The organism is Frigoribacterium sp. VKM Ac-2859 (assembly GCF_013204925.1).
In the GTDB taxonomy this organism is placed as follows: domain Bacteria; phylum Actinomycetota; class Actinomycetes; order Actinomycetales; family Microbacteriaceae; genus Frigoribacterium.
Genome location: NZ_JABMLC010000001.1, coordinates 922,333 through 939,513, shown reverse-complemented (window position 1 = coordinate 939,513; position 17,181 = coordinate 922,333). Strand labels below are relative to the sequence as shown.

Below are 17,181 nucleotides of genomic sequence, written 5' to 3'. Positions count from 1 at the left end.
GATGGTACCAACAGGTCGGGCCCCGACCGGCACAATGAGCCCATGACGACCTCGACCCCGACCCCCGCGATCCCTGGGGTCACGCCCGACCCGGGTGGACGGCCCGGTCGTCCGACGCGCCGAGGTGCTCGTGCTCCGGTCGCGGTCGCGATCGCCGTCGTCGCCGCCCTCGTGGCCTGGCTGCGATTGCCCCCGGCGGCCCGCGACACGCTCTGGGCCGAGGACGGGCGGGTCTTCGTCCAGCAGCGAGCGGCCGGCGGCCCGTTCGAGAGCTGGTTCGTCCCCTACGACGGCTACCTGCACGTCCTGCCCCGCATCGTGGCGGATCTCGCGTGGTCGTGGCTTCCCGTCGGCAGCCTCGCGTCGGGTGTCACGGTCCTCTCCTGTCTCGTCGCCGGCGTCGTGGCCGCCGGGGTCTGGTGCTGCTCCCGCGGCCTCGTGGCGTCGCCGGTCGTCCGGCTCGCACTCGCGGCCGTGACGGTCCTCGTGCCGCTCGCCCCGCTCGAGGTGTCGGGCAACCTCGCCAACCTGCACTGGTACCTGCTGTGGCTCACCCCGTTCCTGCTGCTGCACCGACACCGGAGCGCGACGTCCACCGTGCTCGCCTCCGTGGCGGCACTGCTCATCGGCCTCACCGAGATCCAGGCCGTCCTCCTCGTGCCGCTCGTCGTCCTGGCCCGGCTCGTCCGCCGTCGGACGACTCCGTCGCGACGCGACCTCGTCCCCGTGGCCGTCCTCTGCGCGGCGCTCGTCGCCCAGCTCGTCGTCGCGGCCCTGACGCCCCGGGCGGATGCCCCGGGTGCCGCCTCGACGGTGCCGCAGGTCGTCCTGGGCTACCTCACGTCCGTCGTCCTCGGCACCTGGGTGCCCTCGGCTTCCGTGATGGGTGACCTGCTCGACCGCGCCGGATGGCCCGCTGTCGTGGTTGCGGCCGTTCCGTTCGTGGCGTCGGCGCTGGTCGTGGTCCGGTCCTCCCGGCGCTCGACCGTCCGCGGGTCGGACGATGACGCATCGGGTCGGGTGGCGTCCGGGCGGATGGTCCTCGCCTCCGTGGTGGCGGTGGCGTCGATCGGTCTCTGGACGCTCGACGTCGTGGTGAACCACGGTCCCGACACGAAGTTCTGGTTCGACGACCCCGGACGGGTGGCCGAACTCGGGCTGACCCGCTACGGGGTGGTGCCGTCGATGTTCCTCGTCGTCGTCGGCCTGTGCGCCGTCGACGCGCTGCTCCTCTCGACACGACGACGTCTCCGGGCGGCGGGCGCGGCCGCCCTCGTCGTCCTCGCCGTCGTCGCGGCGACCTGGTTCGTCGGCCCGGACACGGTGCGCGCCGACGGGCCCCGGTGGGAGCGTTCGTTGGGGACCGCCGGGGACGTCTGCGACGGCGGGGCGGAGGTCGCCGACGTGGCCGGCGCTCCGGCGGGCTGGGGGGCCCTCCTGCCCTGCGACGTCGTCGACGACGTCCCCTGAACGCTCGACTCGTGTGGGCCGGATCGGGTGCTCGGTCTAGAGTCGTCATCGGCGTGCCCCCCAGGGCCCAGCCGACCGGAACGCCGACGCGTCGCCGGTTCCCCGCAACCGGAAGCCCCGCATGACCACCTCCGCCCACACCGGCGCCGGCGCACTCGTCGTCCTCCCCACCTACGACGAGGTCGAGAACCTCCCGATCATCCTGGGGCGCCTCTTCGCCGCCGTCCCCGAGATCCACGTCCTCGTGGTGGACGACGGCAGCCCCGACGGCACCGGCGAGCTCGCCGAGACGATTTCCGCCGACGACGACCGCATCCACGTGGCGCACCGCACCGGCAAGCTCGGGCTCGGGTCCGCCTACGTCATGGGCTTCGGCTGGGGTCTCGAGCGGGGCTACGACGTCGTCATCGAGATGGACGCCGACGGCTCGCACCCGCCCGAGAGACTGCCCGAGATGATCTCGCTCGTCAGCGCACCGGGTGCGTCGACGCCGAGCCTCGCGATCGGGTCCCGCTGGGTCCCCGGTGGCTCGGTGGTCAACTGGCCGGTGTCGCGCCAGGTCCTGAGCCGCGGCGGCAACCTCTACGCCCGCCTCGCGCTCGGGTTGCAGCTCAAGGACGTCACCGCCGGTTTCCGGGCCTACACCCGTGAGGCCCTCCAGGCGATGGACCTCACGGGCATCGACTCGAAGGGGTACTGCTTCCAGGTCGACATGACCCTCCGCGTCCTCGACGGCGGGGGGCGCGTCGTCGAGGTGCCCATCGAGTTCCGCGAACGCGAGCTCGGCGAGTCCAAGATGAGCCAGGCCATCGTCGTCGAGGCCATGCTGCGCGTCACGCAATGGGGCTTCCGACGCCGGCTGCAGACCCTGCTCGGCAACCGCCCCGGGCCGCGCTGGGTCGTCGAGGACTGATGCGGCGCGCCGGGTCGCCACCGTCGACCGACGTCCGCGACGGCATCCGACCGAGCCGCGCCTCCTAGCGGCGGTTCGCCTGCGGCAGCCGTGACCGCCACGACCGCTTGCGGGCGGCGATCGTCGCGATGGCGACGAAGGTCATCAGGGTTCCCTCGAACAACACGAAGCTCTCGGCGACGGCCGTGACCCCGATCAGCACCAGGACGAGCGCCGGCCAGACGTAGGCCACGATCGGGTGACCGGACGCCGTGATCCAGCTGCGCACGAACGCCAGGGTGCCGGCGACGACGAGGAGCAACCCGCCGACCAGGCCCAGTTGCAGCCAGATGTCGAAGAACGCGTTGAGCCCCGTCTCGTGCGGTCGGCCGCTCGGCGCGATGATCGTCGAGTACGGGAAGATCCCGGTCGGCCACTGCCCGACGAAGCCCCAGCCGACGATGTCGTGCACCGCCGCCAGTTCGCGGATGCGCGCCCAGAGCAGCGACCGCACCGACAGGTCGTTGGTCGCGTCCACCGCGTCCAGGAGGCGCGAGCGACCCGCGTAGGCCAGCCCACCACCCAGCACCACGATCACCGCGAAGACCGATTGCATGAGCGACCGTCTCGACTCGGGGGCCCGGCGCAGCGCGTCGAGCGCCACTCCCGCCACGATCAGGACGATGACCGCGATCGCCGTCGCGGGGGAGCGGGCGAAACCGAGCGCCGTGAGGGCGAGCACGCCCGAGGCGACGGCCTGCCGCCGAGGGACCGACCGGGTGAGGAACTCGACGGCGAACGTGATGACCGCGAGCGTCGCCAGGAAGCCCAGGTAGTTGCGCGTGCCCGAGATGCCCTGGATCGGACCGCCCGCGGCGAGGTTGCCCTGGATTCCGAGGAACGCGATCGGTTGGTCGATCAGCAGCCCACTCAGCACCTCGAGCGACAGCGACACGACGAGCAGGATGCGGAGCGCGTCCCCGAAGGCCCGCACCACCTGGACCAGGTCGCGGCCCAGGGCCAGGTACAGCCCGAGGGCGCCGAACCCGACCGCGTAGGCCACACCGCCGACGGTGACCCAGGTGTACACGCTCCAGAAGACGCTGAGGGCCATGAAGCCGAAGAGGGCGATGAGCGAGACCGGCAGGATGCCGTGCCACTCGATGTGGTGTCGGCCACCGACCAGGGAGAGGGTCGCGAGCACCACGAGGGTACCCAGGACGGCGAGCGAGCCCGGCCACCCCATCAGGGCGCGGACCGACTGGGTCGAGAACGCGTAGAGCACGATGGCGACCGAGAGGGCCTGCGAGAAGTGCCCGCCGGCCGAGAAGCCGATCCAGGCCGAGAGGTACCGGCGCAGGGGATCGCGGCTGCGGTCGAACCCGTGGCCGTGGCCGGACGTCACCGGTCGTGGCCCGTCCAGCCGAAGGGGTCGCGGCGCGTCACGAGCACGACGACCACGAACGTGGCCCAGCCCCACTCGACGATCAGCCGGGACTCGGTCAACCCGTGGACGAGCAGGGCCGTCACGAGCAGCAAGGGCAACAGGTCGAGGGCCGACCACGGCGCCGCGACCTCGCGCGAGAGCATGCGGCGGTCGACGGCCCACCACCACGATCTCAGGACGACGCCGACGATCGTGAGCCCGAACAACGCGAGGCCGATCCAGCCCAGCTGGAACCAGACGTCGAGGTACGCGTCGTGCGCCTGCAGGTACACGACGCCGTTGCGCTCGGCGAGGTCGGTGAACGGTTCGACGAACGGGAACCAGTAGCTGACCCAACCCCAGCCCACGACGGGGTGCTGGACGCCGAGGTCGTAGACGGCCGACCAGATGTCGGTGCGACCCGTCAGGTCGCCGCTCTTCCCCAGCAGCGCGAGCAGCGGGCCGCGGGCGAGGACGACCACCGTGACGGCCGCCAGCACGACGAGCGCCGCCACGCCGAAGACGGGACCCCGGCGGCCGGGCTCACGGCGCCGGGTCGCCACCACCAGCAGCAACACGAGGCCGACGGCCACCGCGACCACCGCGACGGTCGCCGACCGGGTCAGCACCAGCGCGAGCAGCGAGGTGACGAGACCGACCACCGCCGTGCCGCGACCGATGGACCGGTCCGCCGCCTGGACCGCCGTGACGATCAGGGCGAGCAGGGCGATGATCGCGAGGATGTTGCTGTTGCCCTGCAGCCCCTGGATGCGACCGCCTTCGAAGAGCACGTCGCGCGACCAGAACCACGCCGCCGGCCGATCCGTGCAGTCCAGGTACACCGGGCAGACCGGCTGGCGGACGACCAGTCCGACGACGACCTCGAAGAGCAGGGAGGCCACGACGTGGATGCGCAAGGCCCGTCCGAGGGCGGTCACGATGGTCGGCCACGAGGCGACGACGGTGACCGCCAGGGCGCCCACGCTCGTCATCAGCGTGAGGACGATGCCGATCGCCGAGCCGGCGGGGTACTGCGACCACGCGATCGACACGACGGCGAAGAGCAGGAAGAGGACGAGGAGGCGCGGGAGGGTCCGTACCCGGGGCGGATGCCGCACGACGAGGACGACGGCGGCGACGACCATCGCCATGCAGGCCGCCCCCCAGCCCCACCAGCCGGTGCCGTTGCGGAGGACGTCGCCACCGAACAACACGAGGAACGCCAGCGTCGCGAACGTCGTGGCTCCGCGCGTCGGCGCCGTCCGGGCGGGCCGCGCGGGCAACGTCGTGGTCATGGGCACCAGGCTAGACGACGGGGGAGGCGCGGAGGAGCGACCGGGGGCCGCCCCTCCCGGATCAGACGAACGCCGCCTGGCCCGTGATGCTGCGGCCCACGATGAGGGTGTTCATCTCGCGGGTGCCCTCGTAGCTGTACAGCGCCTCGGCGTCGGCGAAGAACCGGGCCACGTCGTACTCGAGCACGATGCCGTTGCCGCCCATGACCTCGCGGGCGTACCCCACCGTCTCGCGCATGCGGGCCGTGGTGAACGCCTTGGCGAGCGAGGCGTGCTCGTCGCGCTGGGTGCCCTCGTCGAGCATCTGCGAGCACCGCACCACCATGCCGATCGAGGCGGTGATGTTGCCGATGCACTTCACCAGCAGGTCCTGGATCAGCTGGTGCTTGGCGATGGGCTTGCCGAACTGCACGCGCTCGTTGGCGTACGCCAGGGCGGCCTCGTAGGCGCCGATCGAGTTGCCCACGGCCGCCCAGGCGACCTCGGCCCGCGTCAGGCGCAGCACGGCCGCCGTGCTGCGGAACGAATCGGCCTGCTGCAGTCGGTGGCTCTCGGGCACGCGCACGTCCTCGAGGGTGATGTCGGCGTTCTGGACGATGCGGAGGCTCTGCTTGTCCTCGATCTTGGTCGCCGTGTAGCCGGCGGTGTCGGTCGGGACGATGAAGCCCTTGACCTGGCCGTCCTCGGCGCTCTTGGCCCAGATGATCGTGATGTCGCTGAACGTGGCGTTGCCGATCCACCGCTTGGAGCCGTTCAGCACCCAGTCGTCGCCGTCGCGGGTGGCGATCGTGCGGAGTCCCTGGGCCGAGTCGGACCCCGACAGCGGTTCGGTCAGGCCGAAGGCGCCCACCAGGTCACCGCTCGCCATGCGGGGCAGCCACTCGGCACGCTGTTCGGGCGAGCCGCCGACGCCGATCGAGCCCATCGCGAGTCCGTTCTGCACGCCGACGAAGGTCGCGACGGACGCGTCCACGCGCGCGAGCTCGAGCGCGACCCAGCCGCGGAAGACGGCGGAGTTCTCGAACGGGCGCGTCTCCTCCCACGGCATGCCGAAGAGGCCCAGGCCGGCGAGGCCCTTCACGATCTCGTGCGGGAAGGTCGCGTCGGCCCAGTGGCGGTTCACCCCGGGCTTGACCTCGGTCTCGAGGTAGTGGCGCAGGTCGGCCAGCACGCCCTTCTCGCGGTCCGAGAGGAGGTCCTCGTAACCGTAGAAGTCGCTGACGAGGGAGGTGAACGAGGTGAGGGTCGCTGATGACATCCGTGCTCCATTGCTTCGTGTCGGGACGACAGGAGCCTAGGCAGCGCCCCAGCCGCCGCCAAGGGGTTGGTAGCTTTGATCAACGCCCCGGCGTCGTCGACCTCACCGCTTTGTAGGGGGCGACCAAGCACGACCTCCGACAAGCAGGTAAAGCCATGTTCCTCGCCATCACCAACACGCCCCGCGACTACGCCTGGGGCTCGACGACGGCCATCGCCGACCTGCTCGGTCGTCGACCGAGCGGCCGCCCCGAGGCCGAGCTGTGGCTCGGTGCGCACCCGGGTTCGCCGAGCGTCGTCGTCGCCCCGGCGGTCGTGGGTGGTGCCGACACCCTCGCCGACTGGTTCGCCGCCGAGCCGGGCAGGGCGCTCGGCCGCGACCGGGACCACCTGCCGTTCCTGCTGAAGTTGCTCGCGGCCGACGGCCCGCTGTCCATCCAGGCGCACCCCACCCCCGAGCAGGCCCGCGAGGGCTTCGCGCGCGAGGACGCCGCGGGCATCCCGCTCGACGCCCCCGAGCGCAACTACAAGGACTCCTCGGCCAAGCCCGAGATCATCGTGGCGTTGAGCGACACCTTCGACGCCCTCTGCGGGTTCCGCGAGCCGGCCCGGACCCTGGCCGACCTCGACCTCCTCGACGACGGCTCGGGGCGCCTCGACCTGCTCCGCCGACACCTGGGCGAGTCCCTGCGGTCGACCCTGGCCTTCCTCTTCCAGGGCGACGACGAGTCGTCCGCGGCCATCGCGGCGGTGAGCGAACTCGCCGCCGCCCACCGGGCGGACGGCGCGGGCATCGCCACGGTCGTCGACCTGGCCGAGCGCTACCCCGGCGACCCCGGCGTGGTCGTCTCGCTGTTGCTCAACCGGGTCACGCTGCGTGCCGGGGAGGCGCTGTTCCTGCCCGCCGGCAACGTGCACGCCTACCTGGGCGGCTTCGGCGTCGAGCTCATGGCGCCCTCCGACAACGTGCTGCGCGGCGGCTTGACTCCCAAGCACGTGGACGTCCCCGAGCTGCTGAAGGTGCTCGACTTCGAACCACTGCCCGTCCCCCGTCTCGATCCGACCCCGGTCGCCCGGGGGGTCGAGCGCTTCGCGCCTCCCGGCACGGGCTTCGCGATGCTGCGGGTCGACGCCGAGGGTCCGGGGGCCGTCGTCGAGATCGGCGGTCCGAGCATCGTCCTGGTCACCGCCGGAGAGGTCCACGTCAAGGGTCAGGACGGCACCATCCGGCTCGGTCGTGGCGAGTCCGCGTTCGTCACCCCCGACGAGGTCCGACTCGCGATGACCGGCGGCGGCACCGCCTACGTGGCGACCCCGGCCTGAGCCGGACCGAGCGGCCGGGCGGAGCCGTCCGCTGCACGTGACGTCCGGCTCCGTGCACCCCACCCGGCACTCGGAGTGGCACCCGTGACCCGTGGGGCACCCGGTAGGTTGGCCCCATGTCATGGTTGGTCACCGGCGGTGCCGGGTACATCGGTTCTCACGTCGTCCGCGAGCTCACGGGGGCGGGCATCGACGCGGTCGTCCTGGACGACCTCTCGTCCGGCCTCGAGGCCTTCGTGCCCGCCGACGTCCCGTTCGTCCGGGGTTCCCTCCTCGACCGCGAGCTGATCGAGCAGACCATCGACCGGCACGGCGTGACCGGCGTCGTCCACGTCGCGGGCTACAAGTACGCCGGGGTCTCGGTCCAGCGGCCGTTGCACACCTACGACCAGAACGTCACGGGGACCGCCCGCCTCCTCGAGGCGATGTCGAGCCGGGGCGTCGACCGGATCGTGTTCTCGTCCAGCGCGGCCGTCTACGGCACGCCGCCGACCGAACTCGTCACCGAGGACACGCCCAAGGCACCCGCGTCGCCCTACGGCGAGAGCAAGCTGATCGGCGAGTGGCTGCTGCGCGACCAGGGGGTGGCCGAGGGCCTGCGCCACACCAGCCTGCGCTACTTCAACGTCGTGGGTTCGGGTCGGCCCGACCTCTGGGACGCCAGCCCGCACAACCTCTTCCCGCTCGTCTTCGCCGCGCTCGCCGAGGGCCGCGTCCCGCGAATCAACGGCGACGACTACGACACCCCCGACGGGACGTGCGTCCGCGACTACGTCCACGTCGCCGACCTGGCGGTCTCGCACGTCGCGGCGGCCCGCCGACTGGACGCGGGCGAGCCGGTCGAGCCGGCCTACAACCTCGGTTCGGGCGGCGGCGTCTCGGTCGCCGAGATCATGACCGCGATGCGCGAGGGCACCGGCATCGACTTCACGCCCGAGATCGCCCCGCGTCGTCCCGGCGACCCCGACCGGATCGTCGCCGACGGCAGCCTGGCGGCGCGCGACCTCGACTGGGAGATGCGGTACACGCTGCTCGAGATGGTCACCAGCGCCTGGCAGGCCGCGCCTCGCGGTTGACCGTCCGCCACGTACCCGACATCACCCGTTCCCGTCGAAACGTCCCCCGACACGCCGGGGCTCCCTTGCCCCTGATCGGGGGGTGGAGGGTTTATTGGCCCTCGACTTGACGGATGGGTAATGACACCGGTGTAATTACCTTGTCGCGTACATTCACGGGCGATCGACACGAGGGGAGATGCGCTGTGGGCATCCACGAGAACCGCGCCGGCGTCCCGGACGACTGGCACGTCGACCCGATCCAGCTGGGCGTCCCCGGCATCGGATCGTCGTCGCGCACCATCGTCGCCGACGACGAGAACCAGCTGGCCTGGCAGGCGGACTCGCTCTGCGCCCAGACCGATCCCGAGGCGTTCTTCCCCGAGAAGGGCGGCTCCACGCGCGACGCCAAGAAGATCTGCGCCTCCTGCGACGTCCGGGCCCAGTGCCTCGAGTACGCCCTGCAGAACGACGAGCGCTTCGGCATCTGGGGCGGGTTGTCCGAGCGCGAGCGTCGCAAGCTCCGCAAGCGGGCCTGACCCGCGCCTCCTCGGCTTCCGACGGCATCGACCCCTCCGGGTCGGTGCCGTTCCGTCGTGATGGCCCGACATCGTCGGGACCAGGAGGCGCGGGTCGGCACGTCTCGCCCGTCGCGTCGGCGCGCCGAGCCGGTGCCCGCGCCGGTGCGACCTAGGCTGCACGAGTCATGCAGCCGAGAGTCACAGCGATCCTCGTCGCCCCTGGTGGAGCGACCTACCTCGACCGAACCCTCGACGGACTGTCGCGTCAGACGCGGCCCCCCGAGGCATTGGTGGTGGTCGACACGGGCGGCAAGGACTCGGCCGCGGGTCGGCTGTCGCTGAGCGGTGCCGCCCAGTTGGCCTCGCTTCCCGACGTGAAGACGTTCGGGGCCGCCGCCGCGCACGGCGTGAGGCTCTCCGACCCGGGCGACGGGGACCCCGACGAGTGGGTCTGGCTGCTCGGTCACGACAACGCACCCGCGCCCGAGGCGCTCGAGCGCCTCATGACGACCGTCGAGGTGTCGCCCTCCGTCGCGGTCGCGGGCCCCAAGCTGATGCGGTGGGGCCAGCCCGGTGTCATCGCCGAGTTCGGCGAGACCGTCACCCGGTACGGCGCCTCGCTCGCCCGCGTCGAGAACGAACTCGACCAGGGCCAGCACGACGTCACGGACGACGTGCTCGGGGTCGCGGCGGGAGGCATGCTCGTCCGTCGCACGGTCTGGACCGCCCTGGGCGGCTTCGACCCCGCGCTGCCGCACGTCGACGCCGCACTCGACTTCTCGATCCGTGCCCGCCTCGCCGGTCACCGGGTGGTCCTCGTCCCCGACGCGAAGGTCGACAGTGCCGGGCCGCCGGAGGAGTTCGGCCACGGGCCCGTCGGGCACGCCCGCCGGGCGCGCCTGCACCGTGCCGCCCAACTGCACCGGCGCCTCGTCTACTCGGCGGCCGCCCTGTTGCCGCTGCACTGGCTCAGCCTGGTGCCGCTGGCGGTCGTGCGCAGCGTCTGGCACCTGCTCACGAAGAACCCGGGAGCCGTGGTGGGCGAGTTCGCCACCGCGTTCCGGGCTGCCTTCGGCGGCTCGCACGTACGATCGGCTCGTCGGGCCCTCGCCCGGACCAAGAGCGTCGGCTGGAGCTCGGTGGAGCCCTTGCGCGCGTCCCGCGCGATGCTCCGAGAACGACGGGTCACCGAGCGTGACGCACAGGTCGCCGGCGTCGAGGACGCACCCGACCCCCGGGCGAGCTTCGTCCACTCGGGCGGCCTCTGGGTCGTGCTGGTCGCCGCCGTCGTCGGTGTGGTGGCGTTCCTGCCGCTGCTCGGCAACCCGGCCGTCACGGGTGGGGGACTCCTGCCGCTCAGCACCTCGGTGGGTCAGCTCTGGTCGTCGGTGGGCTACGGCTGGCGCGAGATCGGCACCGGGTTCCTCGGCCCCTCGGACCCGTTCGCCGCGCTCGTCGCGGTCCTCGGCAGCCTGACGCCCTGGTCGCCGTCCACCGCGGTCCTCGGGGTCTACCTCGTGGCCCTGCCGCTCTCCGCGCTGGGCGCGTGGTTCGCCACCCGTCGCGTGACCCGCCGAACCTGGGTGCCGGCCGTCGCCGCCGCGCTCTACGCCCTCTCGTCCCCGCTGCTCTCGGGTCTGCAGTCCGGTCACCTCGGTGCCGTCCTCGCGCACGTGGCGCTGCCGTTCCTCGTCTGGGCCATGATCGGGGCCGCGAGGTCGTGGACGGCCGGGGCCACCGCCTCCTTGCTGTTCGCCGTCGTCGCGGCGGCCGCTCCCTCGCTCGTGCCGGCCCTCCTCGTCGGTTGGCTCGGGTCGATCGTCAGCCGCCCTCGTGGCACCCATCGCCTCGTGGCGGTGCCGCTGCCCGCGCTGGCCCTCTTCACCCCCCTCGTCGTCGCCCAGCTGCAGCGGGGCACGTGGTGGGCCGTGTTCGCCGACCCCGGTGTCCCCACGAGGTCGGACCCGGCCTCACCGCTGCAGCTGCTGCTCACGTCCCCCGAGACGGGCCTCAACGGCTGGACGGCACTGATCGCCGGGACGGGTTTCTCGTCCGCCACGCTCGCCGTCCTGGTCGCCGTCGCGATCGCCCCGCTGGCGCTGCTCGCCGTGGCCTCGCCGTTCGTCGGCTCGCAGCGCCGCGCGGTCCCCGCCCTGTCGCTCGCCCTGCTCGGCTACCTGACGGCCGTCGCCGCGACCCACGTGTCCGTCACGGGCGTCGGCAGCGACACGACCACGATCTGGGCCGGCAGCGGACTGAGCCTCTACTTGTTGGGGCTCGTCGGCGCCGCGGCCGTGACCCTCGACCGACTGCCCCGGGTCGCCCCGCCGGTCGGCACCCTGGTCGCCGTGCTGGCGGTCGCCGCAGCGGCCCCCACCGTGATCGCGTCGTTCGGCCCCGTGGCCGACGTCCGTCCGAGCTCGGGGCGCATCCTTTCGGCCTACGTCACCGCCGAGGCCGAGGCGACACCCGACGTCGGGACGCTCGTCCTCACGCCCCAGTCGGACGGCTCGCTCGCCGTGTCCCTCGAGCACGGTCAAGGAGCGACGCTCGACGACCAGTCGACGCTCGACTCGACCGCCCCACGCCTCACCTCGGTCAACGAGGACCTCACCGTCCTGGCCGGCAACCTCGTCAGCCGCAGCGGTTTCGACCCGACCGACGACCTGCGTCGACTGGGCGTCGGGTTCGTGTTGCTGACGGCCACCGACGACGACGGCGACGCCGACCGGCTCGGCCAGCGTGCGGGCGAGGCGCTCGACGCCGACGCCGACTTCCTGCCGGTGGGCGACACGTCCAACGGCCTCCTCTGGCGTTACGTGGAGGCGCAGGACGAGCGCGAGGCGCGTCCGGCTGCGGGACCGCTGCGACCGATCGTCCTGATCAGCTGGGGACTCGTCTTCGGTTCCGCCCTGTTGCTCGCCATCCCGACGTCGCCGCGACGACGTCGATCCCGGGCCGGGACGCCCGAGGCCGAGCAGCCCGCCACGACCTTCGACGAGGAGCGAGATGAATAAGCGATCGGTCTTCTCCACGACGGGACGCGTCGCGGTCGGCGTCGTCGGTCTGGCCGTCGCCGCCGCGGTCGTCGGCGGTGCCACGGTCGTCCGCCTCCCCTCCTTCGAGACGGTGCCGGCGGGGCAGCTCGTGACGCCCGTGCCGGTCGACCAGCAGCGGGTCTGCACCGGTGCCCTGTTGCAGCTCTCGGACGCCGAGGGGCAGCAGGCCACGACCGCGAGTTCGGTGGGTCGAGCGGCCGTGGCCCGGGAGTCGAGCGAGGGCGACGTCGACGTCGACGAGCTCGCCGGTGCCGACGGCAGCGACTCGCGACCGTCCGTGGTCACGGCACCCGTCGAGGGCGCCGACGTGCCCCTCGTCGCGGCCGCCCAGAGCCAGTCGGTCGACGAGGGCGACCTGCGCGGCTTCGCCTCGGCACCCTGCACCGAGCCCACCAGCTCGACCTGGCTGATCGGCGGCTCGACCGAGACGGGACGCGTGTCGCTCATCAGCCTCGTCAACCCCAGCGACGTCAACGCCACCGTCGACCTCGACATCCGTTCCGAGACCGGCGAGGTGCAGGGCCCCGGAATCGACGGGATCGTCGTCGCGCCCCGCAGCCAGAAGGTGGTTCCGCTCTCGGGCTTCGCGACCGGACTCGTCTCGCCGGCCGTCCACGTGTCGAGTCGCGGCGGGCAGATCGTCGCCACGCTCCAGCAGAGCGTCGTCCGCACCCTCGAACCGGGTGGGGTGGACATCGTGACCGGCTCGGCCGCGCCGTCTCGCGAGTCGGTCGTCACGGGGATCGTCGTCCGCGACTCCGCCAACCTCGAGGGAGCACTCGCCGACCCGTCGTCCTCCGACCTCCAGTCGGTGCTGCGCGTCCTCGTCCCGGGCCAGGGTCCCTCGCAGCTGAGCGTCTCGTTGGCCACCGACGACGGCACCGGCACCTCGTTCGAGACCCGGGTCGAAGGCGGGCGCGTCACCGACGTCCCGATCGACGGGCTCGAGGACGGCGTCTACACGGCCACCGTCCGGTCGTCGACGGCCGTGGCCGTGGCCGCCCGGACCTCCACGGTCGCCGCGGACGCGGGAGGCGTCGACCTCAGCTGGGCCGCCTCGTCGCCCCGTCTCTCCGGTGACACCGAGGTGGTCGTGCCCGACGGTGAGGGCGGACGCCTCTGGCTCGCCAACCCGGGCCAGGACGCCGTCACGGCCGAGGTCACGGTGGGCGACGGCGACGAGCGGGACGTCGAGGTACCCGGTGGGTCCACGGTCGGGGTCGACGTGCAACGGGGCGACGCCGTCCGGCTCGGGAACGCCGACGACCTGCGCGCGGGCGTCAGCTTCTCGGCCCCCGGAGCCGTCGCCGCCTGGCCGGTGACCTCGCCGCTGCCGGCGTCCACCCCGGTGACCGTCTACCCCTGACGTCGGGGGCACACACCCCGACGACCCCGTCGCGCGTCAGCCGTCGCGCCAGCGGTCGGGAGCGAGCTCCCACGGGTCCTTGCCGAGGAGGTCCGCGACGGCCCGGAACACGTAGCCCTCGACGAGCACCCGGTGGTTCCACTCGTCCTCGGCGGCCTCCCGCCGGTCGTGCGAGGGGGCGAGCCGTTCGATCGGCAGGCGGTACAGCACGACCCGGCCGGCGGCCCGGTCGACGGACCACCGTTCGACCCGGGTGCGGTCCGGTTCGGCGGGGAGGCCGGCGACCTCGAACGACGTGTCGGCGAGCTCGTCGGGCCATGCCTCGCGGAGGTAGTCGGCGGTGGCGGCGACGATGTCGTCGAAGAGGTCGACCCTCGTCCGCAGGAAGGGCAGGTGAGGCCCGGCGGCGGACGACCGCAACCCGCGTCCATGGCGGTCGCGCCGACGGGAACGGTCGGTGACGCGTGCGCGGCGGGGCCTGCTCATCAGCCCATCGTAGGCCCGCCCAGGAGGCGCGGGTCGGCCCCCGAGGACCCTCGCGATAGTCTGTCGGGCAGATGAACGGTCGACCCTGCAGCAAGGTGACGTGTCACGACGAGGCCGTCGCGACGCTGACCTACGTGTACGCCGACTCGATGGTGGTGGTCGGGCCGTTGAGCGACCGCGTCGAGCCGCACGGCTACGACCTCTGCGCCCGCCACGCGGGCTCGTTGTCGGTCCCGCAGGGCTGGGAGGTCCTGCGCCGGGTAGTTTTGGGTCATGACCTCTGAGAACGCCCCCGTCGACCTGACCGCCTTCGTCAAGACCTACGACGTCCGGGGACTGGTCGGCACCCAGCTCACCGACGAGGTGGTCGAGGCGTTCGGTGCGGCCTTCGCCGACGAGATCGACGGCGCCGGCCACGACCTGGTCGTGGGTCACGACATGCGGGACTCCTCGCCGGGCTTCGCCGAGGCCTTCGCCCGCGGGGCCCGGGCCCGGGGTGCGAACGTGGTCGCCCTCGGCCTGTGCTCGACCGACGAGTCGTACTTCGCCTCCGGCTCGCTCGACGCCCCGGCGGCCATGTTCACCGCGAGCCACAACCCGGCCACCTACAACGGCATCAAGATGAGCAGGGCCGGCGCCCAGGGCATCAGCCTCGACACGGGGCTGTCCTCGATCCGTGACCGCGCCTCCTCGTTCCTGGCCGACGGCATCGAGGCCGTCGCCGAGCCGGGCACCGTGCGGGAGCACGACGCGTTGCCGGGCTACGCCGCGTACCTCCGCGGTCTCGTGGACCTCGCGGGCATCCGGCCCATCAAGGTCGTCGTCGACGCCGGCAACGGCATGGGCGGGCTCACCGTCCCGGCCGTGCTGGGCGAGGCCGCCGGGCTGCCTGAGCTGCCGATCGAGATCGTCCCGCTGTACTTCGAACTCGACGGCACCTTCCCGAACCACGAGGCCAACCCCCTCGACCCGGCCAACCTGGTCGACCTGCAGAAGGCCGTCCTCGAGCACGGGGCCGACCTGGGCCTCGCGTTCGACGGCGACGCCGACCGCTGCTTCGTCGTCGACGAGAAGGGTGACGCCGTGACCCCGTCGGCCGTGGCGGCGATCGTCGCCGTCCGCGAGATCGCGCGCGTCCGGGCCGCCGAGCCCGACGTTGAGATCTCGGTGATCCACAACCTCATCACGTCCCGCGCGGTGCCCGAGGCCATCGAGGCGGCCGGCGCGACGCCGGTGCGCACCCGCGTCGGCCACTCGCTCATCAAGGACGAGATGAGGGCGACCGGGGCCATCTTCGGGGGCGAGCACTCGGCGCACTACTACTTCCGCGACTTCTGGAGCGCCGACAACGGCATGCTGGCCGCCATGCACGTCCTGGCCGAGTTCGGGTCGCAGGCCGAGCCCCTCTCGACCCTGACCGACCGGTACACGCCCTACGCGGCGAGCGGCGAGATCAACTCGACCGTCACCGACGTGCCGGCGGCGTACGCCCGCATCGTCGAGGCCTACACCGGGGTCGGCGAGTTCGACGAGCTCGACGGCCTCACGGTCAGTGGTTCGTCCGACGACGGGTTCTGGTGGTTCAACGTCCGGCCGTCGAACACCGAGCCGCTGCTGCGCCTCAACGCCGAGGCGGCGACGCCCGCCGGCATGGAGCGCGTCCGCGACGACGTGCTCGGGCTGATCCGCGGCTGACGGTCGGCCGGGTGCGGCCGAGCGGGCGGAGCGGTTACCCCCTGGGGGTATCCTGGCGGGACCGGTCGACACGGCGTGACCGGACGACACACGAGGAGGCGCGGGTGGCGCAGCAGGGTGAGCACGCGACGGCGACGCACGTCGGCTACAGCGGCGACAAGGAACAGATCGTCAAGCGCCTCCGCCGTGCCGAGGGCCAGGTCCGGGGCATCCAGCGCATGGTCGAGGACGACACGTACTGCATCGACGTCCTGACGCAGGTCAGTGCGGCGACCCGTGCCCTCGAGACCGTGGCGCTCCAGTTGCTCGAGGACCACCTCGCCCACTGCGTCGCCCAGGCGGCCCGAGAGGGAGGCGACGTCGCGGACGCCAAGGTCCGCGAGGCCTCGGCGGCGATCGCGAGGCTCGTCCGGTCCTGACGCGGAGGCCGGGGTCGACGGCGACGCGGGTCAGCGCCGGGGGAAGCCCCGGACCGTCTCGGTCAGCGCCGGGGTGAGGCGGTCGAGCAACGCGGACTCGCGAGCGAGGGCGGCGGACTCACGCCGACGCCGGAGCGCCGAGACGCCCGCCAGGAGGAACTCCGGGTCGCCGGACGGCACGGGCGAGACGAAAGGCGTGGTCTCGGCCGCCAACTCGTCGGCGACGCGTCGACGACTGGCCGGGGAGAGCTGCGGCGCCTGCTGCAGGAACGACGCGATGCGACGGGCCAGGCCGTCGGGCAGGCGCCCGACGTCCGCGATCTCGGCCCACCCCTGCAGGTGTGCCGGCACGCCGTAGACCACGTGAGCGGCCTTGGGCACGCGTTCGTTGCGACTGTAGGTGCCGGCCATGAGGTCGCCGAGACGCCGCGACGAGCCGTTCAGCAGGGCGACGACGACGGCCAGGCCGCCACTGGTGAAGACGATCTCGAGCAGCCCCACCAGCGCTCGGGTGAGGGCGTGGCGCAGGCCGATCGCCCCTCCGTCGGTGCGGACGATGCGCGCGCCCACGGCGAGTCTGCCCAGGGACCGCCCGTGGCTCGCGGTCTCGACCACCGTCGGCACGACGATGAAGCAGATCGCGATCGACGCCACGAGGAACGCCTGTGACAGGGCGTCGTCGAGCACCCCGCCGTCGTTCAGCAACGAGACGAGCACCAACGCACCGACGAGCAGCAGGGCGTAGGCCAGGTAGTCGATGAGCACCCCGGCCGCGCGCAACACGAAGCTCGTCGGTCGGAGGTCGAGAGCGACCGCCTCGCCCGTGACCAGTTCGTCCCCACCCGCCGTGAAGGCCTCGACCTGGTCGGGTCGTAGCACCACCGGGGAGGCGCCTCGTGCCTTCGTGCGGGACATGC

General features: G+C 72.5%; 15 protein-coding genes. 10 read left to right on the top strand and 5 right to left on the bottom strand.

What is annotated here, in order from left to right; genetic code table 11:
* The first annotated feature begins 42 nt into the window (after window positions 1–42).
* Window positions 43–1,470, top strand: a complete 1,428-nt coding sequence (locus HQQ78_RS04345; RefSeq protein WP_173151182.1) for a hypothetical protein — start codon at window positions 43–45, stop codon at window positions 1,468–1,470.
* Between the two features lie 121 nt (window positions 1,471–1,591).
* On the top strand, window positions 1,592–2,383 hold the full coding sequence (locus HQQ78_RS04340) for a polyprenol monophosphomannose synthase (RefSeq protein ID WP_173151180.1): 792 nt from the start codon (window positions 1,592–1,594) through the stop codon (window positions 2,381–2,383).
* A gap of 64 nt (window positions 2,384–2,447) precedes the next feature.
* Here HQQ78_RS04340 and HQQ78_RS04335 read toward each other — a convergent pair whose 3' ends face one another.
* The 3 genes from HQQ78_RS04335 to HQQ78_RS04325 form a co-directional block, all read right to left on the bottom strand.
* Window positions 2,448–3,767 carry an exopolysaccharide production protein gene (locus HQQ78_RS04335; protein ID WP_173151178.1) on the bottom strand — a complete coding sequence of 440 codons (1,320 nt, stop codon included), beginning with the start codon at window positions 3,765–3,767 and terminating at the stop codon, window positions 2,448–2,450.
* Entirely contained in the window at window positions 3,764–5,083 is a 1,320-nt protein-coding gene (locus tag HQQ78_RS04330) for an O-antigen ligase (RefSeq protein ID WP_173151176.1), read from the bottom strand. Before HQQ78_RS04330 ends, HQQ78_RS04335 begins: the two co-directional genes overlap by 4 nt.
* 61 nt (window positions 5,084–5,144) lie before the next feature.
* The gene (locus tag HQQ78_RS04325; protein WP_056046317.1) at window positions 5,145–6,341 is read right to left on the bottom strand and encodes an acyl-CoA dehydrogenase family protein; all 1,197 of its coding nucleotides are present in this window, start codon (window positions 6,339–6,341) and stop codon (window positions 5,145–5,147) included.
* 155 nt (window positions 6,342–6,496) lie between these two features.
* Here HQQ78_RS04325 and manA point away from each other — a divergent pair, with 155 nt between their 5' ends.
* From manA to HQQ78_RS04300, 5 genes are all read left to right on the top strand, one after another.
* Window positions 6,497–7,663 carry a mannose-6-phosphate isomerase, class I gene (manA, locus tag HQQ78_RS04320; RefSeq protein WP_173151174.1) on the top strand — a complete coding sequence of 389 codons (1,167 nt, stop codon included), beginning with the start codon at window positions 6,497–6,499 and terminating at the stop codon, window positions 7,661–7,663.
* 116 nt (window positions 7,664–7,779) lie between these two features.
* A complete protein-coding gene (galE, locus tag HQQ78_RS04315; protein WP_173151172.1) occupies window positions 7,780–8,739 on the top strand; it encodes a UDP-glucose 4-epimerase GalE in 960 nt (319 codons plus the stop codon).
* A 185-nt stretch (window positions 8,740–8,924) separates the two neighbouring features.
* Window positions 8,925–9,257 (top strand): WhiB family transcriptional regulator, encoded by a 333-nt coding sequence (locus HQQ78_RS15600; protein ID WP_173151170.1) that lies wholly within the window; start codon window positions 8,925–8,927, stop codon window positions 9,255–9,257.
* 167 nt (window positions 9,258–9,424) lie between these two features.
* Window positions 9,425–12,256: a glycosyltransferase family 2 protein gene (locus HQQ78_RS04305; RefSeq protein WP_173151166.1), complete on the top strand. Its 2,832-nt coding sequence runs from the start codon at window positions 9,425–9,427 to the stop codon at window positions 12,254–12,256.
* Window positions 12,249–13,664, top strand: coding sequence for a DUF5719 family protein (locus HQQ78_RS04300; RefSeq protein WP_159825352.1), 1,416 nt, complete (start codon window positions 12,249–12,251; stop codon window positions 13,662–13,664). Before HQQ78_RS04305 ends, HQQ78_RS04300 begins: the two co-directional genes overlap by 8 nt.
* A 36-nt stretch (window positions 13,665–13,700) precedes the next feature.
* Here the strand turns inward: HQQ78_RS04300 and HQQ78_RS04295 are convergent, their stop codons facing one another.
* On the bottom strand, window positions 13,701–14,150 hold the full coding sequence (locus tag HQQ78_RS04295) for a metallopeptidase family protein (RefSeq protein WP_173151165.1): 450 nt from the start codon (window positions 14,148–14,150) through the stop codon (window positions 13,701–13,703).
* 71 nt (window positions 14,151–14,221) lie between these two features.
* Between HQQ78_RS04295 and HQQ78_RS04290 the strand changes: the two genes are divergently transcribed.
* The 3 genes from HQQ78_RS04290 to HQQ78_RS04280 all read left to right on the top strand — a co-directional run bounded on the left by HQQ78_RS04290 (window position 14,222) and on the right by HQQ78_RS04280 (window position 16,264).
* Complete coding sequence (locus tag HQQ78_RS04290; protein ID WP_056046306.1) at window positions 14,222–14,434, top strand: DUF3499 family protein; 213 nt, start codon at window positions 14,222–14,224, stop codon at window positions 14,432–14,434.
* Window positions 14,424–15,845, top strand: a complete 1,422-nt coding sequence (locus tag HQQ78_RS04285; RefSeq protein WP_173151163.1) for a phosphomannomutase/phosphoglucomutase — start codon at window positions 14,424–14,426, stop codon at window positions 15,843–15,845. The genes HQQ78_RS04290 and HQQ78_RS04285 overlap by 11 nt, the downstream gene beginning before the upstream one ends.
* A 167-nt stretch (window positions 15,846–16,012) precedes the next feature.
* On the top strand, window positions 16,013–16,264 hold the full coding sequence (locus HQQ78_RS04280) for a metal-sensitive transcriptional regulator (RefSeq protein WP_233568399.1): 252 nt from the start codon (window positions 16,013–16,015) through the stop codon (window positions 16,262–16,264).
* A 30-nt stretch (window positions 16,265–16,294) separates the two neighbouring features.
* On the opposite strand, the gene HQQ78_RS04275 is transcribed toward HQQ78_RS04280, so the two are convergent.
* The gene (locus tag HQQ78_RS04275) at window positions 16,295–17,179 is read right to left on the bottom strand and encodes an RDD family protein (protein WP_123570418.1); all 885 of its coding nucleotides are present in this window, start codon (window positions 17,177–17,179) and stop codon (window positions 16,295–16,297) included.
* Between the last annotated feature and the right edge of the window lie 2 nt (window positions 17,180–17,181).